Source organism: Janthinobacterium sp. PAMC25594 (genome assembly GCF_019443505.1).
In the GTDB taxonomy this organism is placed as follows: domain Bacteria; phylum Pseudomonadota; class Gammaproteobacteria; order Burkholderiales; family Burkholderiaceae_D; genus Janthinobacterium.
In genome coordinates this window covers 2,982,288-3,007,447 of record NZ_CP080377.1, presented here as the reverse complement: position 1 = coordinate 3,007,447, position 25,160 = coordinate 2,982,288, and the positions used below count along the sequence as shown (strand labels likewise).

The window sequence follows — 25,160 nt, the reverse complement described above, 5'->3', positions numbered from 1 at the left end:
CTACGTTCCATTGAATTTGGATAAAGGGGAACTATCGATGAAACATTTCAGAGTGTCATTTCTAGTGACATTTATCTGCCTGGGTATTTCCGCCTGGTGGGGTTACACGCACGGTGGCGTGTCGACCATGCTGTCGGCATTGGGCATAGCGGTGATCCTGAGCGTGATGGAAGTCTCGCTGTCGTTTGATAACGCGGTGGTCAATGCCTCGGTGTTGAAGAACTGGGACAAGTTCTGGCAGAACCTGTTCCTGGGCGTGGGCATCATCATCGCCGTCTTCGGCATGCGTCTGCTGTTCCCGCTGGTCATCGTGGCGCAAGCGGCGGACCTGGGCTTGCTGGAAGTATGGAATCTGGCCCTGAGCAATCCGGAACAGTATTCGATGCACCTGACGAATCACCACGCGGAAGTGGCGGCTTTCGGCGGCATTTTCCTGCTGCTGGTGTTCCTGAACTTCCTGCTGGACTCGGAGAAAGAAACGCACTGGCTGGGCCGTATTGAAGAAAAACTGGGCGCGCTGGGCAAGATCTCGTCGATTTCCGTGATGATCGCGCTGGGCACCCTGATGGCCAGCCTGTCGATGATCGACGAAGGCCAGAAACTGGTGGTCCTGACGGCCGGTCTGTGGGGTATTTTGACCTACGTGGGCGTCGATGTGATCAGCGGCTTGCTGGAAGGCGATAACGGCGACGGCAACATGGGCGACATCATCAAGCGCGGCGGTATCGGCGGCTTCCTGTACCTGGAAGTGCTCGACGCCTCGTTCAGCTTTGACGGTGTGATCGGCGCGTTTGCCATCACCAAGGATGTCGTGATCATCATGCTGGGCCTGGCAATCGGCGCGATGTTTGTGCGTTCGATGACGGTGTTCCTGGTGCGCAAGGGCACGCTCGACGAGTTCGTTTATCTGGAGCACGGCGCGCACTATGCGATCGGTATCCTGGCCGTGATCATGTTGGTCAGCATGAAGTTCCACATTCCCGAGATCTTCACGGGTCTGATCGGGGTGGCCTTCATTCTCGCCTCGCTGTGGTCGTCGATCCGCCACAAGCGCAGGATGGCCCTCGAAGAAGGCCAGACGCAAGCGCTGGAGCCGGTCAAGGCAGTGTAAAGAATGCGCGACAAACGACTACACCCGTTTGTCGGCAAGTTGTAGCAAGCGTCGCCGCCGGCCTGGGGAGTCAGGCCGGTGGAGGGCGCCAGGTGTTTGGTCATACACAACCCACATAGGAGAAATACATCATGGCAATCAGTCTGCAAAAAGGCGGCAACGTCAACCTGAGCAAGGAAGCCCCCGGCATTTCGAAGATGATCATCGGCCTGGGCTGGGATGCCCGCGCCACCGACGGCGCCGCATTCGACATCGACGGTTCGATCTTCCTGCTGAAGGCCGACGGCAAGGTTCGCGCCGACGTCGACATGATTTTTTACAACAACCTGAAGTCGAGCGACGGTTCCGTCACCCACTCGGGCGACAACACCACCGGCGCCGGTGATGGCGATGATGAAACCGTCATCGTCGACCTGGCCACGGTGCCAGCCGAGATCGACAAGATCGCCGTCTGCGTCACGATTCACGATGCCGAAGCGCGCAAGCAAAACTTTGGTATGGTATCGAAGGCCTACGTGCGTTGCGTCAACGCCAACGGCAACACGGAAATCGCCCGCTTCGACCTGTCGGAAGACGGTTCGGCGGAAACGGCGATGGTCTTCGGTGAAATCTACCGCAATGGCGCCGATTGGAAATTCAAGGCCATCGGCCAGGGTTACAAGGGCGGTTTAGGCCCTTTGGCTGCCTCGTTCGGCGTCGGCGTCTAAGTCGTCAATAGCAAAGGCGGTCCGCGGTGCGGGCCGCCGCCATCAGCATCATCGTCAAGGAAGGAACAGTTGAATGCCAGTTTTTACTATTACCGGGGATGTCGACCCGTTCCTGCATGTGTCGCTGGCCAAGGGCGAGAAGATTTATTGCGAATCCAACGCGATGGTGATGATGGAAACCAATCTTGAGCTGAAAGGCAAGATGACTGGCGGCATAGGTGCGGCGTTGATGCGCACCTTTGCCAACGGGGAATCGTTCTTTCAGCAGCATATCGAGGCCATGCGGGGCGACGGCGATTGTCTGCTGTCGCCCACCTTGCCCGGCGCGATGCGGGTGCTGGATGTGGGCAATGAGATTGGCGCCCAGCAATACATGATCAGCGACGGCGCCTTCGTGGCGGCCAGTGCTGGCGTGGAATTGAAGGTGCGCACGCAAAGCCTTGGCAATGCGCTGTTTGCCCAGAGCGGTGGGTTTTTCATCACCGAGACGGCAGGCAGCGGCCAGTTGGCGGTCTCCGGTTTTGGCGCGATGTCGATACTGGAAGTGACGCCTGGCAAGGACGTGGTGATCGATAACTCGCACGTCGTGTGCTGGGATAACCGCCTGCAATACGAAATTTCCATGACGACCGGCAGCAGCGGCGGCTTTCTGGGCAATTTGATCAATAGCCAGACCAGCGGCGAGGGCGTAGTGCTGAAATTTTCAGGCACGGGAAAAATCCTCGTGTGCTCGCGCAACCGCGCGGCCTTCCTCGCCTGGACGCAAAGCAAGCCGGCGTAAGAGCAGTTAATGCAACCAACCAAACAGGAGCAATGCGTATGTCTGTCAATTTGAGCAAAGGCCAGAAGATTTCTCTGGACAAAGAAGCTGGTGCCACCCTGACCCGTATCACCATGGGCCTGGGCTGGGATGCGGCCAAGACCAAGGGTTTCCTCGGTTTCGGTTCGAAGACGGAAGCCGTCGACCTGGACGCGTCGTGCGTCATGTTCGATGAAAACAAGAGCACGTCCGACATCGTCTGGTTCCGCCAGCTGAAAAGCAAGGACGGCAGCATCGTTCACACGGGCGACAACCGTACGGGCGCGGGCGATGGCGACGACGAACAGATCAATGTCGATCTGTCGAAAGTGCCGGCGAACGTGAAAAGCCTGGTCTTCACCGTCAACAGCTTTACAGGCCAGAACTTCTCGCAGGTGGAAAACGCCTATTGCCGCATCTTGAATGCCAGCAATAACCAGGAAGTCGCGCGTTTCAACCTGTCTGTGCAAGGTACCCACACGGCACAGATCATGGCCAGGCTGTACCGCCATAACGGCGAATGGAAGATGCACGCCATCGGAGAAAACGGCAACGGTCGCACGTTTGACGACCTGATGCCGCAGATTGCCGTGCATCTATAAATTGTAGTTGTAAGGAGCAGTACGCAGCGGGCGGGGGACGGACCGGATACCGGCCCTTGTCCGCTGCTCTATTTTGAAGGAGAGTATGTCGTGATGCGATTGCTGATAGCCTTGCTACTTCCGTGTCTCACGTTTTTCATGCTGGGGCGCCCGCTGGCCGGTGCCGCCGCCTTGATCTTGCAGTGCACTGTGATCGGCTGGGCGCCGGCGGCCCTGTGGGCCCTGTACACGGTGAACCAGCATAAAACGGAGCAGGAACTGGAAGGTGCGTTAAGCCGCAGCTACATGCGCAGGCGTAGTCGGTTGATTTAAATCAACCGGGCGCCAGGAATCCTTGCGCTAAAGCCCGCACGAGCGATCATGCGGGCTTTTTTGCGCGCGTGCGAGGCGCTACTCATCGCTTTCGGCGGGGCATATTGCCGCTTGTGCGGCCTCTTGCGAGGACGTTTCCGCTGCCGCCAGGAGGGTGTCGACGGTGCTGGCGTCAACGCGCTTCATGTCTTTCGACCACGATACGAGTAAGGCGAAAGACAGCAACAGGCTGATCACGCCGATGACAAGCGAAAGACCGATGCCCCATTGCGACCACTTTCGTTGTACCAGGTTGAAGTGTTCAACACTTTGCCATTTTCCATTTTTCCAGGCCATCTCACGGCCTTTGATGCCCAGCCAGATGGCAACCCCGATGCCAACGTAGGGGATCAGTGCGAGTAAGCCTATCCACGTGCGGTTGCCGATCGCCCATATCCAGTTCAGCAGGAAGGCGCCCCAACTCCAGCCAGCCACACCGGCAGGCAGTGCCTCGGCGGCGTCACTGCGCGCGCCACAGTTGGCGCAAAAGTGCGTCTTGCCTTCCGCTTGCTGCGTCCCGCATGCCGTGCAAAACATGGGCTATCCTTCACGATGAATGGAATGGTGGCCAGGCGGCTGCGGTGCATGGGTTTATTCACCGCAACAGCCGTACAGTGCATTCTTCTTCTTCGACGTCATGGCTGTCTTGATTACAATCAAGAGTTACCCTTGTCGTGACAGGCAGCTCACTTCTTGCAGCGTATCGGCACGTTCACGGAATTGCCGTCCGAACTCAGGTTACGGTACTGCAAGTCTTCGCTTTCGATGGCGAAGCGGGGCACGGCGTGCACGTAGCGCTGCTTGCAGACGGTGTCGTCATTGATCAGCTGGCCCGCCAGCATGTAGTCGCACAGGGCGAAGCGCGATTCCTCGTCGTCGAGGATCAGCACGCGCGCGGCGCTGTACAGGGCCGATTGCAGGACGTCCGGGCTGCAATTTTCCGGGCCCGTCAGCTTCAGATGGGTTTTCGTCTGCGTGGCCAGGCGCTGCAGCTTGACGAGGGCGGCGCGCTCTTCCTTGCGCGCGCCATCGATTTGCGCATCGCCGCTGGACAGGCGCAGCGCCAGCGAGGCGATCTGGTCGATGGAAATATGCCAGGCAAAGCCTTCCAGCCGCGTGCGGATCTGGCCCGGCAGGGGATCGGCCGCATCGACTTCGCAGCGGTACTGGCCCAGATGGGGCCGGCACAGCACGGGAATGGCAAAGGCCGAGGTGCGCTTGCCCTTGACGAATTTCTGGCTCAGGTCGCCAAAGTTTTCATGCGTGATGGTATCGAAGCGGGCTTGCCCAAAGCCCATCTTGACGAGGTTTTCCTTGCGCTGGCGCGAAAACAGGGCGTCGACGGCATCGTAGATATTCTTGTTGAAGATGCGGTCCAGCGGCTGGCGCTCGTCCGACATCTTTTCGAACACGGCGCTGGAATTGGGCGCGTTGGCATCGATGGCAATGAGGATGAAGGGCTTGCTGTTCAGGCGCGGCGGCACGACGGCCATGTCGTTGCCGTACAGCTGCGTCAGGGCCACGTCCCACAGGGTTTCCACGCCCAGGTTGTCGGCCGCGCCGCCGTCGAACAGGTGCACGTAGGACGGCGATTCGCGCGATTCGGAACCGAGTTCCGGCACGAAACTGTTTTTCGGGCGGAAACGCTCGAAGGTGACGGAATCGAACACGCCGGGAAAGGCGGCCGAGGTGGCCACGGCCGTGGCCAGGCGGATATCCTGGATCGGCGAATGCAGGGTGTTATAAAAATACTCATAGGAAAACACCACGCGCTTGCCGCCATCGGTGGCGTCCGTCGCGTTGGCCAGGAAGATGGGGCCGTCGTGCGGCAAGTCCTGGTAGGTTTTTTTGTCGTACAGCACATCGTCCAGCACGTCGGACAGGAACGAGGTGCGCGTCTTATTCGTCAGCAACATCGTCGTCAGGTTGGCGGGTTTCAGAATGGTCTGGCCGAAGAAATCCGTTTTCAGTTTGCTGCGCAGCAAGGGCCAGTCCGTTTGCTTGCCATGCAGCGCATAGTAGCCGCCCGCGATGGCGCCGCCCGAGACGCCGGAGATGGCGGAGGCGCCGCTGACGAGACCGAACTCTTCCAACTGCTCCAGCGAGGCGGCCGAGAAATTGGCGGCGCGGCTGCCACTGCCGGACAGGGCGATGCCGATGAAGTGGTCGCTGGGCATGGGATTCTGGATGCGCGCCTTGGGCGCGTCGATGCGCAGGCGCGGGGTTTCCTGCACGGCAAACGTACGGTTTTCGACGCCGCTGTTGGGGCGCAGGGCGAGTACCGTGCAGCCGCTCAGCAGTGCAACGAGGACAAAGGGTGCGAACAAGCGTGGATGCATGCGGGATCTGTGCGTAGTCAGGGGTTGGGATACGGACGGAAACGTGTGCGATTCTAACAAACTTGCCCATGCTCATGCATAGAGTTGCACCGCGAGGATGGCCGCGTTGTAGAGCGCGTGCGTGAGCATGGGCGCCAGCAGCGAACGGCTGCGTTCATAGGCGGTGCCCGCACACAGGCCCAGCACGAAGACGGGCAGCATGGAGACAGGCGGATGCACGATGGCAAAGATGGCCGCGCCGATGCCGATCGCCTGCCAGGCGGGTAGCGAGCGGCGCAGGCCGCCCTGGATCAGGCCACGGAAAATGAATTCCTCGCACAGGGGCGCAGCCAGCAGCATCAGTCCTGCCAGCCATATCCCGTCCCAGCCCGCCCCGGCCGCCAGCGGCGCGCGCGCGGGTGACCAGCCGCAGGCTTGCACGATGGCCAGGTAGCCGATGCCGAAGAGGGCCGCCAGCAGCGCGGCTGCCGCGCCCCGACGCCACGCTTGCCGGCCCGGCCCGATGCGCGGCACGCCTGCCGTCTTGCTGCGCCAGTAGACGAGGCGCACCAGCACATACGTAAGCGCGCCGGCCGCGCCGAAGGCGATGGCCACGTGCGCCAGCGTTGCACCGGCCGTATCCTTGAGCAGGATCAAGGCCAGTGTCTGCAGGGTGAAAAACAGCATGGCGGCGATCAAGCCGTCCGCCGCCGAGACCCTGGCCGGCGGCGAGGCGGCCGGATCGAGCAGGTACGGCAGCTCGTCGCGCGCCTTTTGCCACAGTGCCAGGGCCAGCGCGACCGTCAGCACGACAAACACCAGTTGCTGCGCCATGCTGCCGGCCGCCAGCGCGGCGAGGTACAAGCTGGTCAGCAGCAAATACAGGTACATATAGGTGGGACGTATCTTCGCCGTCGCTTCGGTGGCCAGCGGATCGCTGGCAAACACCCCCAGCGCCACGGCGATCATCGAATACAGGGGAATGCCGGCCAGGGCCAGCAGCATCAGTCCCGCCATGTCCCAGCGCCATGCGGGCAGCCAGGCCAGCGCCGCGCCAAACAGGATGAGTGGATACAGCAGGGCCAGCACGGCCCACAATTGCGCCTTTTGCCGCAGCGCCTGCTCAACGGAAACGGGAAACGTGTACAGCAGCCACAGCGCGCCGCCTTCCTTGTTCAGGGTCTGGAAGGCCGACATCATCAGCACATAGCTGCCGAGGAAAAAGCCGGTCGATGCCAGCAGGGCGGGGCTGGCTAGCAGCGCATGCAGGTCGCGCGCCTGGCCCGAAAAAAGAGCCTGGCCGCCGAGGATCAGCAGCGGCATCAGCAGGGTTTGCACCATGAAATTACGATCGCGCATCAGCAGGATCAATTCGCGGCGCTGGATCACCGTGCCGATGCGGGCGCGCCACTGGCCAGCGGGCAGCGCCGCCGGGGAACGCTTGCGGCTCGCTTCGCGCTGGCCCGCGCCCACGACGCCGTGGCGCAACTGGCGGCGCAGCATCGCCATGCCCAGCCACATCAACAGCAGCACTTGCGCCAGCAGCAGGCCGGCCGGCAGCAGCGCGGTCGCCGGGCTGGCGGCATTGAGCACGCGCACCAGCAGGCCGGGCGGCGTCCAGCTGCTCCAGGCGGGCATGGCTGCGGCCCAGCCATGGGCAAAGCCGCCCGCGCCCATGCCAAAGGACATGCCCATATACATGGGAAACAGGCCGGCCACCGACAGCAGCGCTTGCAGGTTGCCCAGTCGGGCCGGACTGAGCGACAGGCGCAAGCCCGTATCGACCAGGGTGCGCAGCATGGCCGCCAGGGCCAGCAGGAGCAGGCTGGCCGCCAGCCCGGACAGCGGAGAAAGCCAGCCCTGGCCCGAATACCAGGCGATCATGGTGATGCTGGGCCACAAGGCCAGCAGGCCGGCCGGATTGACGACCGTGCGTTCGAGCACGCGCGCCCACAGCAGCGTGGCTTTGTCGACCGGCAAGGTGACCAGCCATTCCAGGTCCCAGTCCGGTTTCGACAGCTCGCCCATGCCTAGTGGCAACAACACGCTGACCAGCCACAGCAGCATCAATTGCAGGGCCAGGCCGCCTGCCAGCGCCGTACTGAACGGGTGCCCGATCAATTCGGCGATGACGGGCGCCAGCAGGCGTTCGCCCGCCTGCATGCTGCCTTGCGCCTGGCAGGCCGCCACCTGGTCGAGCAGGCAGTGCATGTTGAGTACGCCATGGCGCGCGATAGTGCCGAAGGAAAACAACATGGGCAGGAACAGCAGCACGCCCAGCAGCCAGCGGCCCCGTTTCTTGCCCGGCGTGGCGGGGCGGCCCTGCCGGGTCTTCTTGAAGGCCAGTCCGCGGCCGCTGACGTTGAGCAGGCGTTGCAGACGCAAGCGGGTCAGCAGCCAGATGGCGCGCCAGGTGGTGAGCGGCGCCGGAGTCATGCGGCGGCCGTTTCATCGGTAAGCTGCAGGAAGAGTTCTTCCAGGCTGCCGTCGCTGGACAGCTGCCGGCGAATCTCGTCCAGGCTGCCCGTGGCCGCCAGCGCGCCGCGGTGGATGATGGCCACGCGGCTGCACAGCTTTTGCGCCATGTCGAGCAAATGCGTGGAAACGAAGATGGTGGTGCCGGCGGCGGCGATGCGCAGCAGCCGTTCCTGTACTTCGCGCGAGGCACGCGGGTCCAGGCCGTTGATCGGTTCATCGAGGATCAGCACGGCCGGATCGTGGATCAGCGCGCAGGCCAGGCCCAGTTTTTTCTTCATGCCCAGCGAGTAATTGACGGCGAAATCCTCGCCCGCTTCGTCCAGACCGAATTCCGTCAACAGACGCGCCGTGCGGTCGGCCGCTTCCGCGCGCGCATAGCCATGCATTTCGGCGACGAATTGCAGGATTTCGCGGCCCCGCAAATAATCGTAAAAGATCGGGGTGTCGGGCAGGTAGCCCACCTTGCGCTTGACGGCGGCGCCATCACGGTGGCAATCGAGGCCATCGACCAGCACGCGGCCGCTGCTGGGAACCAGGATGCCCATCAGCATGCGGATGGTGGTGGTCTTGCCGGCGCCATTCGGTCCCAGGAAGCCGAAGACTTCCCCCTTCCCCACCTGCAAGGTGAGCGGGTGGACGGCGTCGAAGGTGCCGTAGCGTTTGGACAAACCCTGGAATGCGATCATCGTGTGCCCTGCAAGAATGTTAACAATGGCAAGATGATAGCGTGCTGCCCGGGTCTCGTCGATTTATTGGCGTTCCAGCGGGCCCTGCGTAATCTTGACCTTGACCCGGTAGGCGGGCGCGGCCGCGTTGAGGGCGGGTGGCGTGGCCGGGTCGACGTCGAGCAGTGTGAACGTCAAATGGTTGACGCTGACGGAACTGGACGCGCCGGGCATGGACTCGGACAAGACGATGTCGGTGGCGCCCGCGCTGTTGAGCAAACTGAAACTGTAGCTGACGTAGCCTTTCCACACGCATACGGCGCCCTTGCGGCAGCGGCTGTCGTTGACACGCTCCAGTTTCAGGGTATCGGTGGCCGTGATGGCGACCTGTTCGCCCGGCGACAGCACGTGGGTGACGCTGCGCGGCGTGTTTTCCGCGTCGCCGGCGCTGCCGGCCGCGCCGCAGCCAGCCAGCACGGCCAGGCAGGCGATGAGCAGGGGCAACAGCAGGGTACGACAAGAGTGGTTCAGAGTAGACATGTTTTTCCTTTCAGGTAGAACGTCCCGGGCGTGCTTGTTCGTGCGTGGGATAAAATGATGGTAACAAAATGATATTTTTTCGGCGCACTATTGGCGCGCTGCCGAGGAATTGATGCGCCGGCCACGCGGCGCGCCGATTACTGCGTAGAATGGCTGTTTTGAAAATCAGGAAACAACCATGAAAAAAACTGCCCTGGCGAAAAGCGATGCCAAGAAACTGATGGGAAAGATGAATGTTCCCGGCGCCGGTGCATTCGGTAAGGAAGCGGTGGTCGTCGACCGCCGCGAGCAGCGCAAGCGCGATCAGGCGCTGGGCCTGGTGCCATTCGCCGTCAAGCTGAACAGCGATCTGGTGTTGCAATTGCAGACCCTGGCCAAGGAGCGCGATGCGGATCTGAATGAATTGGTCGCCGAGCTGATCACCAAGGGCTTGGCTGCAGCATAAGGGCTGACAATGTTTATCTGTTGATAAATATCATTTGTAAAACTAAAAGGCGCCTTGCGGCGCCTTTTGCATTGCGGCATTGTTTTCGATTACACCCAGGCGGCCAGCGCGCCTTTCATTTTTTTCAGCGCCGCCACTTCGATCTGGCGGATGCGTTCGGCCGATACGCCGAACTCTTCTGCCAAAGCATGCAGGGTGGCGCCGGAACCGTCGTCGTTGGCCAGCCAGCGCGCTTCGATGATGCGGCGCGAACGGGCGTCGAGCTTGCTCAAGGCCGTTTCCAGGCCTTCCGATTGCAGGCGCGTCACTTGTTCCGCTTCCAGCACCTTGGTCGGTTCGCTTTGCTCGGACGACAGGTAGGCGATCGGCGAAAACTTGTCGTCTTCATCATCGGCCGGCGATTCCAGTGCAATGTCGCGGCCGCTCAAACGCGTTTCCATTTCGATCACTTCTTCGCGTTTCACGTCGAGCAGCTTGGCCAGCGCATCGATCTGCTTCGGCGTCATCGCATCGAGGCCCGTCTTGTGGCTGCGCAGGTTGAAGAACAGCTTGCGCTGTGCCTTCGTCGTCGCGACCTTGACCAGGCGCCAGTTTTTCAGGATGTACTCATGCATCTCGGCTTTCACCCAGTGCATGGCGTACGACACCAGGCGCACGCCCTGGTCCGGATCGAAGCGTTTCACGGCTTTCATCAAGCCGATATTGCCTTCCTGAATCAGGTCGGCGTGCGGCAAGCCATAGCCCAGGTAGCCGCGGGCAATCGAGACCACCAGGCGCAGGTGCGACAGTACCAGTTCTTGCGCGGCGGCCAGGTCATTTTTTTCACGCAGGCGTTTCGCCAGCGAAATTTCTTCATCGTGGGTCAACATGGGCAGGCGGTTCACGGCCGAGATATAGGCGTCGATATTGCCCAGATTGCCAGTGAATCCGAGGCCCAGCGCATTACTTTTGGTCGGAACCAATGCGGATGTAGCGGACATCATAGTCATGTTTTCTCCCTCGTAGTCTTGCTTTGTTCCAGTTGGCCATGTCACGCGACGTGGCCCGATTGTCTGTTCGTTTTGCGTATGCGGTCTTGCACTTGCAGATCGCGGCACCATCTTCATCTGGCGTCCATGGCGGTTCTGCTGTTGGTATGTCCCTATATTAGCACTCTCTGCTTGAGAGTGCCAATCAGCACATTTAATCGTCCTGATAGCTTAAATACTATGATGATTTAATGCTTGATATATATCTCTGAACAGCGCGATATAGCGCTTGACGACAACGTAGCCAGTCTACGGCCTCTGGCTGAAGCGAGCCTTAAGAATACTTGCTAAATATCAAGATAACAGCAGATGGGGAGGGAGGCGCATGGCGGCGCCTGGGGCGCCGCCATGGGAGCGAGGCAAGGTCAGTTCAGGCGCGCCAGGTGGCGCTGTACGCAGAGGAAGGCGCCGATCAGGCCCAGGCCGGCGCTGACGGCCAGCAAGCCGGCCATCGGCAGCGGCGCCAGCGGCACCAGCTGGAATTCGGACGCATACAGGCGGGCAAACTCGGCAATCGCGGTATTGAGCGGCTGCAAGGCCAGCGCCACGGCGCCCAGGGCCAGCGCGCCCGCGCACAGGCCCAGCAGGGCGCCCGTGTAATAGAAGGGGCGGTGGATGAAGGTATCCGTCGCGCCGATCAGTTTCGAGATGCTGATTTCATCGCGCTGCTGCATCACCTGCAGGCGGATGGTATTGAAGACCACGGCGATGACGGCCACGCCCAGGGTGATGGCCAGCAGCAGCAGCACCAGGCGCAGCACGCCCAGCAGGGCCGCCAGACGCTTGACCCAGGCCGAATCGACTTGCGCCGATTCCACGCCGGGCAGATGGCGCAACTGTTCCGCCACCGCATCGACATCCTGCGCTTCGCTGGCGCTGCTGAAGGCGTCGAGTTTCAGCACATAGCTGTCGGGCAGGGGATTGTCGCCCAGGGTACTGAGCACGTCGGCCAGGCCGTTCTTGTTCTTCAGGGTATCGAGCGCCTCTTCGCGCGGGATGAAGACGATCTTCGCCTTTTGCGCGCCGACAATGTTGCGCATGGCGCTCGCCAGGGCCACGGCTTGCTCGCGCGGCGTGTCGATCTTCAGGAAAACGCTGATTTCCGGGTCGACCGACATCTGTTCCGACATGGGACGCACATTGTCGAGCATGGTCAAGCCGGCGAACGGCAGCGACAGGGCGATGGCGACGACGAGCACGTTCAGTAAAAAGCCGCCCGGCGACTTGCGTAAATGAATCAGCGCCGAGCCCAGCGCGAAGCGGTGTTGACGGAACCAGCCTCTCATGCCTGTTCTCCCTGCGCGTCGTCCGGGTCGGGGGCGGGCGCAAAATCGGGGTCGGGCGGCGCGAAGACGGGCGCCTGCGTGGCCTTGTCGATGGCGACCAGCTGGCCGTTCTTCAGGTGGATCACGCGGGCGGCGGCGTCGAGCATCTGTTCGTCATGGCTGGAAATGAGGCAGGTCACGCCCACCGAATGGAATGCTTTGAGGGCATCGAGCACCTTGTTGGCGCTGGCGCGGTCCAGGTTGGCCGTCGGTTCGTCGGCCAGGATGATCTGCGGCCGGTTGACGATGGCGCGCGCGATCGACACGCGCTGCTGTTCGCCGCCCGACAGCGACAGCGGACGCGCCATGGCGCGGTCCAGCAGGCCCACCTTGTCGAGTGCGGCGCGCGCGCGCTGCTCCGCCGCAACTTTATGCGCGCCGACGACGAGCAGCGGCAGCATGACGTTGGCCAGGATGGAGCGGTCGTTCAGTAATTTTTGCTGCTGGAAGATCAGGCCCATGTTACGGCGCAAAAACGGCACGCCGGCCGGCTTGATCTTTGCCATGTCCTGGCCATTGACGATCAGCTTGCCCGAGCTGGGGCGTTCCATGGCGGCGATCATTTTCAGCAGGGTGGACTTGCCGGCGCCGGACGGGCCGGCCAGAAAGACCAGCTCGCCTTTGGCAATGCTCAGCGAAATGTCGCTGAGGGCCACGGCATCGGAGGAGTATTGCTTGGAGACGTGCTGAAATTCAATCATGTATGGGCTTATCCGAGCAGCGCTTCGACAAATTCGGCAGCCACGAAAGGCTGCAAGTCTTCAATTTTTTCACCGATGCCGATGAAATACACGGGCACGGGGCGTACGCGGGCAATCGCCGCCAGCACGCCGCCCTTGGCGGTACCATCGAGCTTGGTGATCACCAGGCCGCTCAACTGCAAGGCATCGTCAAACGCTTTCACTTGCGTGAGGGCATTCTGGCCCGTGTTGCCGTCGATGACGAGCAGGGTTTCATGCGGCGCGCCCTCCATGCCCTTGCCGATCACGCGCTTGATTTTCTTCAACTCTTCCATCAGGTGCAACTGCGTCGGCAAGCGGCCGGCCGTGTCGACCATGACCACGTCGATGCCGCGCGCCTTCGCCGATTGCACGGAGTCGTAGGCCACGGCGGCCGGGTCGCCCGATTCCTGCGAAATCACGCTGACGTTGTTGCGCTCGCCCCAGACCATCAGTTGCTCGCGCGCGGCGGCGCGGAAGGTGTCGCCCGCGGCCAGCAGCACGGACTGGTTGTTCGACTGCATGTGCTTGGCCAGCTTGCCGATGGTGGTGGTCTTGCCGGCGCCATTCACGCCGGAAATCATCATCACCAGCGGCTTGTAGCGGCCCAGCTCGAAGCGCTTTTCCAGCGGCGAGAGCAGGTCGATCAGCAGTACCTTCAGCGCGGCCTTGACGGCGGCGGCGTCGAGCAGCTTGTCTTCCTTGACCTTTTTCTTCAATTCCGTGAGCAGGAATTCCGTGGCGTCGATGCCCGCGTCGGACATCAGCAGCGCCGCCTCCAGCTCTTCGTACAGGGCGTCGTCGATCTTCGCGCCGACGAACAGCACGGACAAGGTATTCGAGGTTTTCGACAGGCCCGCCTTCAGGCGCGTCATCCACGATTTTTTCTCGGGTTCGGCGGCCACGATCACGGGCACGAGCTCGGCCGGCGCGCCGCTCAGGGGCGTAGCGGCAGGCTGCGGTGCGGGCGGCGTGGCGGCGGGAAGGACGAGGGGCTCGGCTGGCGCAGCCTCGGGAGCGATGGGTTTTTTCTTGAAGAAACTAAACATGGATGTGTGGTGGCGGGTGCTGACCTAAGGCCCGGCGGCGCCGGACACTGTGTTACGGGCTATTCTACCAGAGCGCGCCCGGCCCTTCATGCTTTACTGTTCGATTGGCAACATTGCGCGGCTATCCACGGAGATCGCCGCAGTTGCCGCGCTTTCCAGCCGGTTCAGTGGGTTTGCAGGGCCAGCGCCTGATGGCGGCGGCGCCAGTCGGCGATGCTTTCCTCGACTTGCCGCAAGTCCAGCACATGCACGAACGCCGGCGGCTGCTTGTACAGCACGGGACTGCGTCCGCCAGCCCACAATTCCATGTCTGGCGGCAAGCTTGCATGCAACTGCTGCAGGCTGTCGCGCGTCTGCCGTTGCTTGCTGGCGCTGGAAAACGACAGTGCCACGATGTCGGCCCGCTGCGCGCGGGCGGCCGCGACGATGTCCGCCAGCGGCGTTTCCACCCCCAGCGACATGCAATGGGCGCCGGCCGCCGCGCATAGCGCCTCGGCCATCAGCAGCCCCAGGCCATGCCGCTCCTGCGGCAAGGTACTGAGGACGATACGCGGCGTGCGCATGGACGGGCTGCTTGCCTGCGGCAGGGAAAAAATGGCATGGCGCATCACCGTTTGCAAGGTTTCGCTATACAGATGCTCTTCATACACGGCCAGGTCGCCGCAGGCCCACGCTTCGCCGACCAGGCCCGTCAGAGGCGCGATGACGTCGATGGTGAACGCTTTCAAGCCCAGCACGGCCAGGGCCTGGCGCAGCGCGTCGCCCAATTCCGCCATCTGGTGGCTGCGGCACAGGGCCAGGTAGTGTTCGAGTTGGGGGGCCGGCGTGGATGGCGCCGCACTGCCGGCGCTGGCCAGCTGCTGCAGTTGCAAGGTGCTGTGTTGCATGATTTTGCCCGGACGAAATCCGAGGTCCAGCAGGCGCTTGACCATGCGCAACTTCTGCACTTGCTCGGCCGGATAGCTGCGCTCGCCAAAGGCGTCGCGCTGGGGCTGGGGAAAGGCGTAGCGGCGCTCCCACACACGCAAGGTTTCCTTGGCCAGCCCCGTATCGCGCTCGACGTCGCTGATGCTGAAAGCGGAAGGGGGTTGCAGGTCAGTATCCATACACGGGCTTGCTCGCATGCCAAAAGAACGTGGGATGCATTTTACGCCTTCCGCCGCTCCGGACCAAATAGCTGAATCCGATTGGAAATTGCCTGCGTATAAGTTTATGAGCGGCTCGCGTCCTCATTGACATAAATCAATATTTAATCGATTATTTGATTTGTCCTGGACAAACTTGATACGGATACTGTTATGAAAATTGCTGTCGTCGGAGCGGGAATTGCCGGTTTGTCGTGTGCCTATGGCTTGGCGCAAGCGGGCCAGGACGTCACCTTGTACGAGGCGGGCGACTATTTTGGCGGTCACAGCCATACGGTGGATGTCACGCTCGATGGCGTCATGCATGGCGTCGACACGGGTTTTCTCGTGTTTAACCATGCCACCTACCCGAACCTGGTGCAACTGTTTGACGAACTCGGTGTCGAGGCGGCCGACAGCGATATGTCGTTTTCCGTGAAGATGCCGCTGGGCACTGCCGCGAATGACCGCGTGCTGGAATGGGCGGGCGCCAATTTCGATACCGTGTTCACCCAGCGCAGCAATCTGCTGCGCCCGGCCTTCCTGCGCATGCTGCGCGATATCGTGCGTTTCAACCGGCAAGCCAGCGCCCTGGCCACGGCCAGCTTGCCGGCGCCGGCCATGTCGCTGGGCGAGTTTCTCGACCTGCATGGCTACGGCGCCGAGTTCCGCCACTGGTACCTGCTGCCGATGGCCGCCTGCATCTGGTCGTGCCCGGCGCGCCAGATGCTGGCCTTTCCGCTGGCTACCTTCATCCGTTTCTGCCACAACCATGGTTTGCTGCAAGTGAGCAACCGGCCGCAATGGCGCACGGTGCGCGGCGGTTCCCGCGTGTACGTGGAAAAACTGCTGGACGGCATCCCGCAGCGGCGCCTGGCTTGCCCCGTGCTGGCCGTGCGTCGCCAGCCGCACGGCGGCGCGCGCATGGTCGAGCTGCACACGGCCGCCGGCGTCGAGCATGTCGATCACGTCGTGCTCGCTTGCCACAGCGACCAGTCGCTGGCCTTGCTGGGAGATATCCGCGACGACGAGCGCTGCGTGCTCGAAGCCGTGCGCTACCAGCCCAATCGCGCTGTGCTGCACACGGATGCGTCCTGCCTGCCGCAGCACCGCCGCGCCTGGTCGGCCTGGAATTACCAGGGCCGGCCGGCAGTGGAGGAAGGCGAGGCGCCGCAGGTATGCGTGCATTACTTGCTGAACCAGTTGCAGCCTTTGCCCTTCAGCACGCCCGTCATCGTCTCGCTCAATCCGCTCGACGAGCCCGATCCGGCCAAGGTCATCGACGAGTTTTCCTACGCGCACCCCGTGTTCGATGGCGCGGCCATTGCCGCCCAGGCGCGCCTGGCCGGCTTCCAGGGCGCGCAGCACACGTGGTTCGCGGGCGCCTGGACGGGCTACGGCTTTCATGAAGACGGCTTGAAGTCGGGCCTGGCGGTGGCGCAAGCGCTGAACGGCATGGCGTCGGAGGAGCTCGGCCATGCCGCGTGATCCATCGCCGCCCGTGCCGTCGCAGCCCCAGCTGTGCCTGGGACGGGTGCGCCATGCGCGGCTGCGTCCGCGTGCGCATGCCTTTGCTTACGGCATGTTTTATCTGCGCCTGCCCTTGCGCAGCATGGGGAGGCAGGATTTTCCCGCTCGCCTGATCTCGCGCAATGGCGCCAACGTGCTGTCCTTCCGCGACAGCGACCATGGCGATGGCGCGACGCCGCTGCTGGAGTGGATCGATGGCTTGCTGCGCCAGCATGGCGTGTTGGATGCGGGCGGTGAAGTCTGGCTGCAAACCATGCCGCGCCTGTTCGGCTATGTCTTCAACCCTGTCAGCTTCTGGTTTTGCCATCGCCCGGATGGCGCGCTGCGCGCCGTGGTCTGCGACGTGCGCAATACCTTTGGCGAGCGCCACCTGTACTTGCTCGAGCAGGGCGGCGCCATCGCGTATGGCAGCGAGTTGCGCGCCAGTAAGATTTTCCATGTGTCGCCGTTTTGCAAGGTGGAAGGCAATTATCGTTTTCGTTTCCTGCGCAACCACGACAAGGATGGCGAGCGCCACCTGGCCCGCGTCGATTACGACGACCTCGACGGTCCTATTTTGCAGACGAGCTTGTCCGGCACGGCGCGGCCGCTGCGCGATGGCGCCATCGCCTGGGCCTTGCTGCGCTATCCCCTGATGACGTTTGGCGTGATGGCGCGCATCCATTGGCAAGCCTTGCGCCTGTGGCTGCGCCGCGTGCCGTTTTTCAGCAAACCCCACCCCCCACAAGAAAAGGTGTCCCGATGAGCTCCGAATCCCTGCCGACCGGCTTGCAGGCGCGCAGCAGCGCATGTCCCCCCGCGCATCTGGACATGCCCGCCGCCGCGCGCATGATCGTGCGTCTGCTGGAAAAATTGCAATATGGCGCCCTGCGCCTGCGCACGCCTGACGGCAGTATCTTGCTGTACGGTGATGGCGGCCAGCCCGTCACCCTGGACTTGCACAACTGGCGCCTGTGTGCGGCCGTGTTGCGCTCGGGCGATATCGGCTTTGCGGAAACGTTTATCGCCGGCGACTGGCGCACGGACAATTTGCCGGGCTTGATCGAATTGATGATACGCAACCGTGCGCAGGTCGAGTCCCTGATCTACGGCAACTGGTGGGGCAACCTGCTGTACAAGGTGCGGCATTTGCTCAATCGCAATTCGCGCGCCGGCAGCAAGAAAAATATCCACGCCCATTACGACATCGGCAACGCCTTTTATCAGCTGTGGCTGGACCCGTCGATGACGTATTCGAGCGCCCTGTTTACCGAAGGCGCCAGCCTGGAGCAGGCGCAAGGTGCGAAATACCGCCGCATCGCCGATCAGCTGCAACTGCAGCCGGGTCAGCGCGTGCTGGAAATCGGCTGCGGCTGGGGCGGCTTTGCGGAAACGGTGGCGCGCGACCACGGCGCCCATGTGACGGGCCTGACCTTGTCGACCGAACAGCTGGCCTATGCACGCCAGCGCCTGCAGGACGCGGGGCTGGCTCAGCAGGCCGATCTGCAACTGTGCGACTACCGCGACAGCCATGGCCAGTACGACGCCATCGCCTCGATCGAGATGTTCGAAGCCGTGGGACAAAGCTACTGGCCCGGCTATTTCGAATGCGTGGCGCGCAACCTGAAGCGGGGCGGACGCGCCTGCATCCAGACCATCGTCATCGCCGACGCATTGTTCGAGCGCTACAGCAAGAGTACGGATTTCATTCAACAGTACATCTTCCCGGGCGGCATGTTGCCTTCGCCAATGGAATTTCGCCGCGCCGCCGAGGCGCAGGGCTTGCGCGTGGTGGACGCCTTCAGCTTTGGCCTCGATTACGCGGAAACCCTGCGCCAGTGGCGCGCCAGTTTCCTGGCCCGGCGCACGGCGCTGGAAAAGCAGGGTTTCGATGGCCGTTTCCTGCTGACCTGGGAGTTTTACCTCGCGTATTGCGAGGCCGCCTTCCAGGCGCACAACACGGATGTGATGCAATTTACCCTGATCAAGGAGTGACCATGCGCCGCCTGCTTGCCACTGTTGTGCTGTCCTTGACCATGTTGGGCGCCGCGGCCGCGCCGCCTGCCTTTATTGCTGCCGACGTGCCTGAAGCCCGCCTGGCGGGGGAGGGCGACTATACGTGGTTCGGCATGCGTATTTATCGGGCACAACTGTGGGTGGGCGCGAACGGTTACCAGGGCGCGGCGTCGGCTACGGCGCCTTTCGTGCTGGAATTGCGCTACGCGCGTGGGCTCGACGGCAAGAAGATCGCCGAGGCCAGTTATGAACAGATGCAGAAAATTGGCGCCGGCACGCCGGAGCAGCGCCTGGCGTGGCTGGCCACCATGCAGCGCATCTTTCCTGACGTCAAGGAAGACCAGCGCATCGCGGGCGCCTACCGGGCCGGCATCGCGCCCGGCGTGCGCTTTTATCTCGATGGCAAGGTGCTGGCCGACGTGAGCGATGGCGACTTCGCACGCGCCTTTTTCGCCATCTGGCTGTCGCCCGGGTCGACGGCGCCGACGCTGCGCGCGGCCCTGCTGCAGAGCGCGGCGCCACTGCCATGAGTAGCGGGGCCAGCGCTTTGACCTTGCCGGCCCTGTTCAGTTATGGCTTGTTCGGCTTGCCGCTGGCCATGCTGGCGCTGCCCATCTATATCTATGTGGCGCCGTTTTATGCGCAGCGCAGCAGCCTTGATCTGGCGCAAATCGGCGCCGTGCTGCTGGCGGCCCGCATCGCCGCCGCCTTCATCGATCCGGCCCTCGGTGCCTGGATGGCGCGCGGCGGGCGCAGCTATGCCGCGTATGTCGGCGCCGCGCTGCCGTTGCTGCTGCTGGGCTTTGGCGCCCTGTTCCATCCGCCGTCCCTGTCGCATGGGGCCACCTTGGCGTGGTTCCTGGCCGCCTTGCTGCTCGTCTACACCGCCTATGGCCTGGCCGGCATCGCGCACCAGAGCTGGGGCGCGGCCTTGAGCCATGCGCCCACGCAGCGGGCGCGCGTGGCGGCCGTGCGCGAAGGCTGCGGCTTGCTCGGCGTGATCCTGGCGGCGGGACTGACCTCCGTGCTCGGCTATGACGGCTTGTCGCTGGCCTTCGCCGTCTGCCTGCTGGCGACGGGCGCGCTGTTGCTGGCGCGCGCGCCGCGTCCCGCCTTGCGCAGCGCCGGGGACGCGGTCGCCGACCGCGGTTGGAAAGTCCCGTTGCGCCAGCGCGCGTTTCGCTGGCTGTTTGCCGTCTTGCTCGTCAATGGCGTGGCCGCCGCCATCCCCGCCACCCTGTTCCTGTTCTTTGCCGGCGATTATTTGGGTCTGGGCCATTACGCGGGGCCGTTCCTGATCGTCTACTTTTGCGCGGCGGCCGCCTCGATGCCCGTGTGGGTGGCGCTGGCGCGCCGCTTTGGCGAAGCGCGTGCCTGGGGCGGCGCCATGCTGCTGGCCGCGACCGTGTTTGTCTGGGCGTATGGCCTGGGCGCGGGCGCCGCCGGGGGCTTTGCCACCATCTGCCTGCTGTCGGGCCTGGCACTGGGCGCCGACCTGGCCTTGCCGCCGGCCTTGCTGGCAGGGCTGATCGGCGCGGCCGGCCATGCCGGGCGGCACGAAGCGGCATATTTCGGCTGGTGGAACTGGGGCGTGCAAATGAGCCTGGCGCTGGCGGCCGGCATCGCCTTGCCCCTGCTGGCCTGGCTCGGCTATGTGCCGGGCAGCAGCAAAGGCTTGCCGGCCCTGTCCGCCGCTTACGCCTTGCTGCCCTGCGCCTTGAAACTGCTGGCGGCGCTGCTGCTGTGGCGTGCGCCTCTACAACATATATATAGCGACCACCTGGAGAATCGACCATGCACCTCATGAAACACTGCCGGCGCGGCATGACGGCCGCCGCCTTGCTGCTGGCGCTGGCCGCCTGTTCCACGCCGCCCACACCGGCCACGTACGCGCAGGAATTGCCCGTACTGGATCTGCAACAGTACTTCAACGGCACGCTCGACGCCCATGGCATCTTCCAGGACCGCTCGGGCAAGGTCGTGAAACGCTTCACGGTGGTGATGCGGGCCAGCTGGGTGGGCGAGACGGGCATCCTGGACGAGGATTTTACGTATTCGGACGGCAGCAAACAACGCCGTGTGTGGACCCTGCGCAAGACGGCGCCCGGGCGCTTCATCGGCACGGCGCCCGACGTGGTCGGCGAGGCCATCGGCGAAGTGGCCGGCAATGCGCTGCGCTGGCAATACGTGCTGGCGCTGCCCGTCGATGGCACGGTTTACCACGTCGATTTCGAGGACTGGATGTTCCTGATGGATGACAAGGTCATGCTCAACCGCGCCGCCATGAGCAAATTCGGCTTCAGCCTGGGCGCCGTCACTTTATCGTTCAGCAAGCGTCCATCAAAGGCGGCCCCATGAATCGCAAGATCAGCAGCTGGGCTGGCAAGCGCGTGTGGGTCATCGGCGCTTCCAGCGGCATCGGCGCCGCCTGCGCCACCTTGCTGCTGGAGCAGGGCGCGTGCGTGGCCTTGTCGGCCCGTCATCGCGCCAGCCTGGAGCTGTTGTGCCAGGGGCGGCCGCTGGCACAGGCCTTGCCGCTCGATATCACCGAGCCTGCGCAGCTGCGGGCCGTCTGCGCGCAATTGCAGCAGCAGTGGACGCATATCGACCTGATACTGGTGGTCGCCGGCGGCTATCAGGCCATGCGCGCCGATAGCTTTGACCTTGAGGCGGCCCAGGGCTTGCTGGCCCTGAATGTGGGTGGCGTCTTCAATTGCCTGGAGCAGGCCTTGCCGTGGCTGTTACGCCAGGGCAGCGGCGGCATCGGCATCGTCGCCTCGGTGGCCGGTTATGGCGGCTTGCCCAAGGCGCTCGCGTATGGTGCCAGCAAGGCGGCGCTGATCAACCTGACGGAGTCGCTGTACCTGGATTTGCATGGGCGTGGCATTGATGTGTATCAAATCAATCCCGGCTTCGTCGCCACGCCGCTGACGGCGGACAATGATTTCACCATGCCTGCCCTGATGACGGCGCACGACGCTGCCGCCGCCATGCTCGACGGCATCGAGCGGGGCCAGTTCCACATCCACTTTCCCAAGCGCTTCACGAATACCCTGCGCCTGGCGCGGCTGTTGCCGTACCGCGCCTATTTCTGGCTGATCCGCAAGGTGACGGGACTATGAACGCAAGCATGGACGACCCGCTGGTGCGCCTGGTGGCGTTTTACGAGCACCTGCGCATCGAAAGCCTGGCGCAGCTGGGCGCCGTGTACGCGCCGGACGCCCATTTCAAGGACCCGTTCAACGAGGTGCAGGGGCATGCCGCCATCCTGGCCATCTTCGAGCACATGTTCGTGCAAGTCGATGCGCCGCGGTTTGTCGTGCTGGAAAGCCTGGGGCAGGGGACGCAAGCCTTCCTGACGTGGGAGTTTCATTTCCGCATGAAACGTCTGGTATCTGGCGAACAATGTATTCGTGGCGCCACCCATGTGCGCTTCGATGCGCAGGGACGGGTGGTCTTGCACCGCGATTATTGGGACGCCGCGGAAGAATTGTATGAAAAGTTGCCTTTGCTGGGCGGTTTCATGCGCATGCTCCGACGCGCAAGCCAGCGTTAAGCTTGTTTCTTGATGCTCTTAAGCAAAAAATCAAAAAAAGAAAAAGTAAATTGTGTGAAATCGGGCTGGGAAAAACTTGATCGCGATCAATGTGTCGTTTTTTTGACACAAATTTGTCAAAATATTGAGAAGGCAACATTGTAAGAAATTGTTTCAATTGATGCGAAATTTGCAAGCAAGAGTCGTCCTCATGCGTTCTTGGCGGGTAGCTGGCGCAGGCGCTGGTAAACATGGAAAACATTTATATGTGAGCAATTTAAATTACCGGAAAGTCAGTAATTTCATTATCACTCTGGCCATTTTTTGGACGCGTACGCCGACGCGCGAATTGGCGTCTACGCCCCTGAATAATGCGGCAACGCACCAAAACAGGGCGCATTATTTCCCGTTTTTGGGCATCTGGCAGCAAACATCGGCGATGCCGTGTATGCTTCGTTCCGTTTATCCATTATCGCCTGACAAATTGCGTGCTTTGTCGCGTAAGTCTTGGAGGGCAAATGATGGGTAAAGCATGTTGACGTTTTAATCACTCGCCTGATACTGTTGCACTAATACAACGGGTACCGGCAAGCCATGCGCTATGATGGAATGGTCAATCAGGCCCATGCATTGGTTGGCAAGGGGCACTGGCTCTGTCGCGTAGTACGGTTGGCGATGGTCGGGATGCCTGAAAAAGCCCCCGGCCTGGTACCGGAAGTAACATGTTGGAACTTGATGGAATGTGAAACGGTCGTTATAGTGCCGCTTCCGGTGCCGTTTGAGCACCGAACCGGCGCACGAATGACGGTCGTTATGCAGCCTTCAAGCTTATCGGTGCAATAGCGTGCCGATACCGATATGAATGTTCCTCTGACCGGAACAGCAATGTGGCAGGTGGAGACCTTGCCCACACTCATAAAAAGCGCTCTGCTAGAGCGCAGCTCGAGATGCATAGGCTGTATTACTTTTTGCTTCAAAAATTAAAGGAAATCGCAATGAAAAAAACTCTGATCACCCTGGCAGTCCTGGCAGCAGCCACCGGCGTAGCCCAAGCTCAATCGAGCGTTGTTATCTACGGTACCGTTGACGCTGGTTTCGTCAGCGAGCGCGGCGGCGTTAACGGCAATGTTAACAAGCTGGACAGCGGCGTTGCTTCGGCTTCCCGTATCGGCTTCAAAGGCACCGAAGATCTGGGCAGCGGCCTGTCGGCACTGTTCGTTCTGGAATCGGGCTTTGGCGTTGACAACGGTACGCAAGACAAAGCTGGTTCGATCTTCAATCGTCAATCGTACATCGGTCTGAGCAGCAAAACGGCTGGTACGCTGACCCTGGGTCGTCAATACACGCCTTGGTACAACACCCTGTCGAAAGTTGCTGATCCATTCGCAGTGGGCTACGCTGGTTCCGCCAAGAACCTGTTCCCATCGAAAGCACTGACCCGCACCAGCAACACCGTGCTGTACACCTCGCCAAACTTCAACGGTTTTGACGCTGACGTTGCTTACACCTTCGGCGAAAAAGCTGAATCGAACAAAATCGGTCGTCAAATCGGCGCGTCGGTTGGCTACTCGAACGGTCCTCTGAACGCACGTGTGGCTTACAACACCACCAGCAACGACACCGCAAACACCGAAGCTGGTAGCGCACGTAACTGGTTGGCTGCAGCTAACTACGACTTCGCAGTTGCTAAAGCTTACATCGCATATGGTTCCAACAAAGGTAACAACAGCGCTGTAGCTAACAACGCCAAGGAAAACGCTGACGGCACGTTCTCGACTGTCAACTCGTTCAACTACAACACCGCTGCTTACAGCAACGACAGCAACAACATCCTGGTTGGCGCAACCGTACCTGTTGGCCCAGCTGGCACCGTGATGGCTTCGTTCATCCGCACGAACGACAAAGCTCGTACGAACGCTGATGCTGATCAATGGGCAGTGGGCTACTCGTACGCTCTGTCGAAGCGCACCAGCACCTACGCTTCGTACGCTAAAATCAAGAACAAAAACAACGCTGGCTACACCGTTGGTAACAACAGCAATGTTGGTACGGGCGACAAAGCCTTCAACGTTGGTGTTCGTCACTCGTTCTAATATTCGCGCAAGCGAAGCTTAGTACCGCTGAGGCATCCCTTCGGGGATGCTGCAAGCAAAGAAACGCGCTGTCTGGCTTCGGCCTGGCGGCGCGTTTTTGCATGGGCGGCGCCAGTTATAATGCCGTTGTTACTCAAGTAAAGGAATGCCATGTATTCATTCACCTCGCCGCGCCTGGCTGTCATGCTGGCCGCGCTGCTGCTTGCCGGTGCCACGGGCACCGCTGTCGCCGCCGCCAAGGGCAAGAAGCCGGCCGGACTGGAGCGCTACGGCGTGGCCGTCTACTCGGACCTGTGCCTGCAAAAGGATAGCGGCGAAATCGGCGGCCAGCGCGTGACCCTGCACCGCTTTGCCGAGGCCGACTCCGTCATCTACGAATTCACGGCGGGCGCCCTGAGCTGGCCTATCGTCGCCAATGACGTCAACCTGGACGCCGCCACGGGCGCCTTCGATTTCACCATCGCCGGCGCCGACAGCGAAGAGCGCACCATCGTCGGCAAGTTTTCCAAAGACGGGCAAACCCTGACCCTGGAAGGCGATTACTGCGGCGGCAATGTGCGCATGCCGATGAAACTGAGCCGCGTGCGCGATTTCGGCCGTCCCTTGAAAAATTGCACGCCATGCCCGCCGGTGCCGGAAACGCCTGCCGAGGAAAGCGCGCCAGTACCCGCTGCCTGAGCGATTGCCGCTGTCAAAAAGAAAAAGGCCCGGTATCGACCGGGCCTTTGTTGTTTTTAGCGCTGAAA

General features: G+C 61.9%; 26 protein-coding genes. 16 read left to right on the top strand and 10 right to left on the bottom strand.

Annotated features, from left to right (window positions below; translation table 11 throughout):
- The first annotated feature begins 37 nt into the window (after positions 1-37).
- The 5 genes from KY494_RS13515 (at position 38) to KY494_RS13495 (ending at position 3,531) form a co-directional block, all read left to right on the top strand.
- Positions 38-1,111: a DUF475 domain-containing protein gene (locus KY494_RS13515; protein WP_219135064.1), complete on the top strand. Its 1,074-nt coding sequence runs from the start codon at positions 38-40 to the stop codon at positions 1,109-1,111.
- 131 nt (positions 1,112-1,242) lie between these two features.
- Positions 1,243-1,818, top strand: a complete 576-nt coding sequence (locus tag KY494_RS13510) for a TerD family protein (protein ID WP_071079413.1) — start codon at positions 1,243-1,245, stop codon at positions 1,816-1,818.
- A 73-nt stretch (positions 1,819-1,891) separates the two neighbouring features.
- The gene (locus KY494_RS13505; protein ID WP_219891272.1) at positions 1,892-2,599 is read left to right on the top strand and encodes a TIGR00266 family protein; all 708 of its coding nucleotides are present in this window, start codon (positions 1,892-1,894) and stop codon (positions 2,597-2,599) included.
- Positions 2,600-2,637: 38 nt separating this feature from the next.
- Positions 2,638-3,219 (top strand): TerD family protein, encoded by a 582-nt coding sequence (locus KY494_RS13500; protein WP_219891271.1) that lies wholly within the window; start codon positions 2,638-2,640, stop codon positions 3,217-3,219.
- 93 nt (positions 3,220-3,312) lie between these two features.
- Positions 3,313-3,531 carry a hypothetical protein gene (locus KY494_RS13495; protein WP_034784905.1) on the top strand — a complete coding sequence of 73 codons (219 nt, stop codon included), beginning with the start codon at positions 3,313-3,315 and terminating at the stop codon, positions 3,529-3,531.
- Positions 3,532-3,609: 78 nt separating this feature from the next.
- Here the strand turns inward: KY494_RS13495 and KY494_RS13490 are convergent, their stop codons facing one another.
- The 5 genes from KY494_RS13490 to KY494_RS13470 all read right to left on the bottom strand — a co-directional run bounded on the left by KY494_RS13490 (position 3,610) and on the right by KY494_RS13470 (position 9,571).
- Positions 3,610-4,107: a zinc ribbon domain-containing protein gene (locus KY494_RS13490; RefSeq protein ID WP_219891270.1), complete on the bottom strand. Its 498-nt coding sequence runs from the start codon at positions 4,105-4,107 to the stop codon at positions 3,610-3,612.
- 149 nt (positions 4,108-4,256) lie between these two features.
- Positions 4,257-5,909, bottom strand: a complete 1,653-nt coding sequence (locus KY494_RS13485) for a patatin-like phospholipase family protein (RefSeq protein WP_219891269.1) — start codon at positions 5,907-5,909, stop codon at positions 4,257-4,259.
- 72 nt (positions 5,910-5,981) lie between these two features.
- Positions 5,982-8,324, bottom strand: a complete 2,343-nt coding sequence (locus tag KY494_RS13480; RefSeq protein ID WP_219891268.1) for a CPBP family intramembrane glutamic endopeptidase — start codon at positions 8,322-8,324, stop codon at positions 5,982-5,984.
- Entirely contained in the window at positions 8,321-9,052 is a 732-nt protein-coding gene (locus KY494_RS13475; RefSeq protein WP_219891267.1) for an ABC transporter ATP-binding protein, read from the bottom strand. The genes KY494_RS13480 and KY494_RS13475 overlap by 4 nt, the downstream gene beginning before the upstream one ends.
- A gap of 63 nt (positions 9,053-9,115) precedes the next feature.
- On the bottom strand, positions 9,116-9,571 hold the full coding sequence (locus KY494_RS13470) for a hypothetical protein (RefSeq protein ID WP_219891266.1): 456 nt from the start codon (positions 9,569-9,571) through the stop codon (positions 9,116-9,118).
- A gap of 178 nt (positions 9,572-9,749) precedes the next feature.
- Between KY494_RS13470 and KY494_RS13465 the strand changes: the two genes are divergently transcribed.
- A complete protein-coding gene (locus KY494_RS13465; RefSeq protein ID WP_071079406.1) occupies positions 9,750-10,016 on the top strand; it encodes a hypothetical protein in 267 nt (88 codons plus the stop codon).
- An 89-nt stretch (positions 10,017-10,105) separates the two neighbouring features.
- On the opposite strand, the gene rpoH is transcribed toward KY494_RS13465, so the two are convergent.
- From rpoH to KY494_RS13440, 5 genes are all read right to left on the bottom strand, one after another.
- Entirely contained in the window at positions 10,106-10,999 is an 894-nt protein-coding gene (gene rpoH, locus KY494_RS13460; RefSeq protein ID WP_375143482.1) for an RNA polymerase sigma factor RpoH, read from the bottom strand.
- Between the two features lie 410 nt (positions 11,000-11,409).
- Entirely contained in the window at positions 11,410-12,330 is a 921-nt protein-coding gene (gene ftsX / locus KY494_RS13455; protein ID WP_219891264.1) for a permease-like cell division protein FtsX, read from the bottom strand.
- Positions 12,327-13,070, bottom strand: a complete 744-nt coding sequence (locus KY494_RS13450) for a cell division ATP-binding protein FtsE (protein ID WP_219135077.1) — start codon at positions 13,068-13,070, stop codon at positions 12,327-12,329. Before KY494_RS13450 ends, ftsX begins: the two co-directional genes overlap by 4 nt.
- Positions 13,071-13,078: 8 nt before the next feature.
- On the bottom strand, positions 13,079-14,137 hold the full coding sequence (gene ftsY / locus KY494_RS13445; RefSeq protein ID WP_219891263.1) for a signal recognition particle-docking protein FtsY: 1,059 nt from the start codon (positions 14,135-14,137) through the stop codon (positions 13,079-13,081).
- Between the two features lie 164 nt (positions 14,138-14,301).
- Positions 14,302-15,243: a MerR family transcriptional regulator gene (locus KY494_RS13440; protein ID WP_219891262.1), complete on the bottom strand. Its 942-nt coding sequence runs from the start codon at positions 15,241-15,243 to the stop codon at positions 14,302-14,304.
- A gap of 192 nt (positions 15,244-15,435) precedes the next feature.
- Here KY494_RS13440 and KY494_RS13435 point away from each other — a divergent pair, with 192 nt between their 5' ends.
- From KY494_RS13435 to KY494_RS13390, 10 genes are all read left to right on the top strand, one after another.
- Entirely contained in the window at positions 15,436-16,749 is a 1,314-nt protein-coding gene (locus KY494_RS13435) for an NAD(P)/FAD-dependent oxidoreductase (RefSeq protein ID WP_219891261.1), read from the top strand.
- Positions 16,739-17,536: a DUF1365 domain-containing protein gene (locus KY494_RS13430; RefSeq protein ID WP_219891260.1), complete on the top strand. Its 798-nt coding sequence runs from the start codon at positions 16,739-16,741 to the stop codon at positions 17,534-17,536. Before KY494_RS13435 ends, KY494_RS13430 begins: the two co-directional genes overlap by 11 nt.
- Positions 17,533-18,765, top strand: coding sequence for a class I SAM-dependent methyltransferase (locus KY494_RS13425; protein ID WP_374197292.1), 1,233 nt, complete (start codon positions 17,533-17,535; stop codon positions 18,763-18,765). Before KY494_RS13430 ends, KY494_RS13425 begins: the two co-directional genes overlap by 4 nt.
- A gap of 2 nt (positions 18,766-18,767) precedes the next feature.
- A complete protein-coding gene (locus KY494_RS13420; protein WP_219891259.1) occupies positions 18,768-19,316 on the top strand; it encodes a chalcone isomerase family protein in 549 nt (182 codons plus the stop codon).
- The gene (locus tag KY494_RS13415; RefSeq protein WP_219891258.1) at positions 19,313-20,593 is read left to right on the top strand and encodes an MFS transporter; all 1,281 of its coding nucleotides are present in this window, start codon (positions 19,313-19,315) and stop codon (positions 20,591-20,593) included. The genes KY494_RS13420 and KY494_RS13415 overlap by 4 nt, the downstream gene beginning before the upstream one ends.
- Positions 20,581-21,144 (top strand): DUF3833 domain-containing protein, encoded by a 564-nt coding sequence (locus tag KY494_RS13410; protein WP_219891257.1) that lies wholly within the window; start codon positions 20,581-20,583, stop codon positions 21,142-21,144. Before KY494_RS13415 ends, KY494_RS13410 begins: the two co-directional genes overlap by 13 nt.
- Positions 21,141-21,908 carry an SDR family oxidoreductase gene (locus tag KY494_RS13405; protein WP_219135085.1) on the top strand — a complete coding sequence of 256 codons (768 nt, stop codon included), beginning with the start codon at positions 21,141-21,143 and terminating at the stop codon, positions 21,906-21,908. The genes KY494_RS13410 and KY494_RS13405 overlap by 4 nt, the downstream gene beginning before the upstream one ends.
- Positions 21,905-22,342, top strand: coding sequence for a nuclear transport factor 2 family protein (locus tag KY494_RS13400; RefSeq protein WP_219891256.1), 438 nt, complete (start codon positions 21,905-21,907; stop codon positions 22,340-22,342). The genes KY494_RS13405 and KY494_RS13400 overlap by 4 nt, the downstream gene beginning before the upstream one ends.
- 974 nt (positions 22,343-23,316) lie before the next feature.
- Positions 23,317-24,414 (top strand): porin, encoded by a 1,098-nt coding sequence (locus KY494_RS13395; protein WP_219891255.1) that lies wholly within the window; start codon positions 23,317-23,319, stop codon positions 24,412-24,414.
- A 150-nt stretch (positions 24,415-24,564) separates the two neighbouring features.
- On the top strand, positions 24,565-25,092 hold the full coding sequence (locus KY494_RS13390; RefSeq protein ID WP_219891254.1) for a hypothetical protein: 528 nt from the start codon (positions 24,565-24,567) through the stop codon (positions 25,090-25,092).
- Positions 25,093-25,160: the final 68 nt, after the last annotated feature.

What these genes read in the sequence shown, in the direction of transcription:
- rpoH (WP_375143482.1), bottom strand. Translation starts at nt 10,999, where the DNA reads ATGATGTCCGCTACATCCGCATTGGTTCCGACCAAAAGTAATGCGCTG.
- KY494_RS13425 (WP_374197292.1), top strand. Translation starts at nt 17,533, where the DNA reads ATGAGCTCCGAATCCCTGCCGACCGGCTTGCAGGCGCGCAGCAGCGCA.
- KY494_RS13410 (WP_219891257.1), top strand. Translation starts at nt 20,581, where the DNA reads ATGCACCTCATGAAACACTGCCGGCGCGGCATGACGGCCGCCGCCTTG.
- KY494_RS13450 (WP_219135077.1), bottom strand. Translation starts at nt 13,070, where the DNA reads ATGATTGAATTTCAGCACGTCTCCAAGCAATACTCCTCCGATGCCGTG.
- ftsX (WP_219891264.1), bottom strand. Translation starts at nt 12,330, where the DNA reads ATGAGAGGCTGGTTCCGTCAACACCGCTTCGCGCTGGGCTCGGCGCTG.
- KY494_RS13510 (WP_071079413.1), top strand. Translation starts at nt 1,243, where the DNA reads ATGGCAATCAGTCTGCAAAAAGGCGGCAACGTCAACCTGAGCAAGGAA.
- KY494_RS13440 (WP_219891262.1), bottom strand. Translation starts at nt 15,243, where the DNA reads ATGGATACTGACCTGCAACCCCCTTCCGCTTTCAGCATCAGCGACGTC.
- KY494_RS13495 (WP_034784905.1), top strand. Translation starts at nt 3,313, where the DNA reads ATGCGATTGCTGATAGCCTTGCTACTTCCGTGTCTCACGTTTTTCATG.
- KY494_RS13395 (WP_219891255.1), top strand. Translation starts at nt 23,317, where the DNA reads ATGAAAAAAACTCTGATCACCCTGGCAGTCCTGGCAGCAGCCACCGGC.
- KY494_RS13490 (WP_219891270.1), bottom strand. Translation starts at nt 4,107, where the DNA reads ATGTTTTGCACGGCATGCGGGACGCAGCAAGCGGAAGGCAAGACGCAC.
- KY494_RS13470 (WP_219891266.1), bottom strand. Translation starts at nt 9,571, where the DNA reads ATGTCTACTCTGAACCACTCTTGTCGTACCCTGCTGTTGCCCCTGCTC.
- KY494_RS13420 (WP_219891259.1), top strand. Translation starts at nt 18,768, where the DNA reads ATGCGCCGCCTGCTTGCCACTGTTGTGCTGTCCTTGACCATGTTGGGC.
- KY494_RS13405 (WP_219135085.1), top strand. Translation starts at nt 21,141, where the DNA reads ATGAATCGCAAGATCAGCAGCTGGGCTGGCAAGCGCGTGTGGGTCATC.
- KY494_RS13500 (WP_219891271.1), top strand. Translation starts at nt 2,638, where the DNA reads ATGTCTGTCAATTTGAGCAAAGGCCAGAAGATTTCTCTGGACAAAGAA.
- KY494_RS13430 (WP_219891260.1), top strand. Translation starts at nt 16,739, where the DNA reads ATGCCGCGTGATCCATCGCCGCCCGTGCCGTCGCAGCCCCAGCTGTGC.
- KY494_RS13390 (WP_219891254.1), top strand. Translation starts at nt 24,565, where the DNA reads ATGTATTCATTCACCTCGCCGCGCCTGGCTGTCATGCTGGCCGCGCTG.
- KY494_RS13480 (WP_219891268.1), bottom strand. Translation starts at nt 8,324, where the DNA reads ATGACTCCGGCGCCGCTCACCACCTGGCGCGCCATCTGGCTGCTGACC.
- KY494_RS13475 (WP_219891267.1), bottom strand. Translation starts at nt 9,052, where the DNA reads ATGATCGCATTCCAGGGTTTGTCCAAACGCTACGGCACCTTCGACGCC.
- KY494_RS13400 (WP_219891256.1), top strand. Translation starts at nt 21,905, where the DNA reads ATGAACGCAAGCATGGACGACCCGCTGGTGCGCCTGGTGGCGTTTTAC.
- KY494_RS13515 (WP_219135064.1), top strand. Translation starts at nt 38, where the DNA reads ATGAAACATTTCAGAGTGTCATTTCTAGTGACATTTATCTGCCTGGGT.
- KY494_RS13415 (WP_219891258.1), top strand. Translation starts at nt 19,313, where the DNA reads ATGAGTAGCGGGGCCAGCGCTTTGACCTTGCCGGCCCTGTTCAGTTAT.
- KY494_RS13435 (WP_219891261.1), top strand. Translation starts at nt 15,436, where the DNA reads ATGAAAATTGCTGTCGTCGGAGCGGGAATTGCCGGTTTGTCGTGTGCC.
- ftsY (WP_219891263.1), bottom strand. Translation starts at nt 14,137, where the DNA reads ATGTTTAGTTTCTTCAAGAAAAAACCCATCGCTCCCGAGGCTGCGCCA.
- KY494_RS13485 (WP_219891269.1), bottom strand. Translation starts at nt 5,909, where the DNA reads ATGCATCCACGCTTGTTCGCACCCTTTGTCCTCGTTGCACTGCTGAGC.
- KY494_RS13465 (WP_071079406.1), top strand. Translation starts at nt 9,750, where the DNA reads ATGAAAAAAACTGCCCTGGCGAAAAGCGATGCCAAGAAACTGATGGGA.
- KY494_RS13505 (WP_219891272.1), top strand. Translation starts at nt 1,892, where the DNA reads ATGCCAGTTTTTACTATTACCGGGGATGTCGACCCGTTCCTGCATGTG.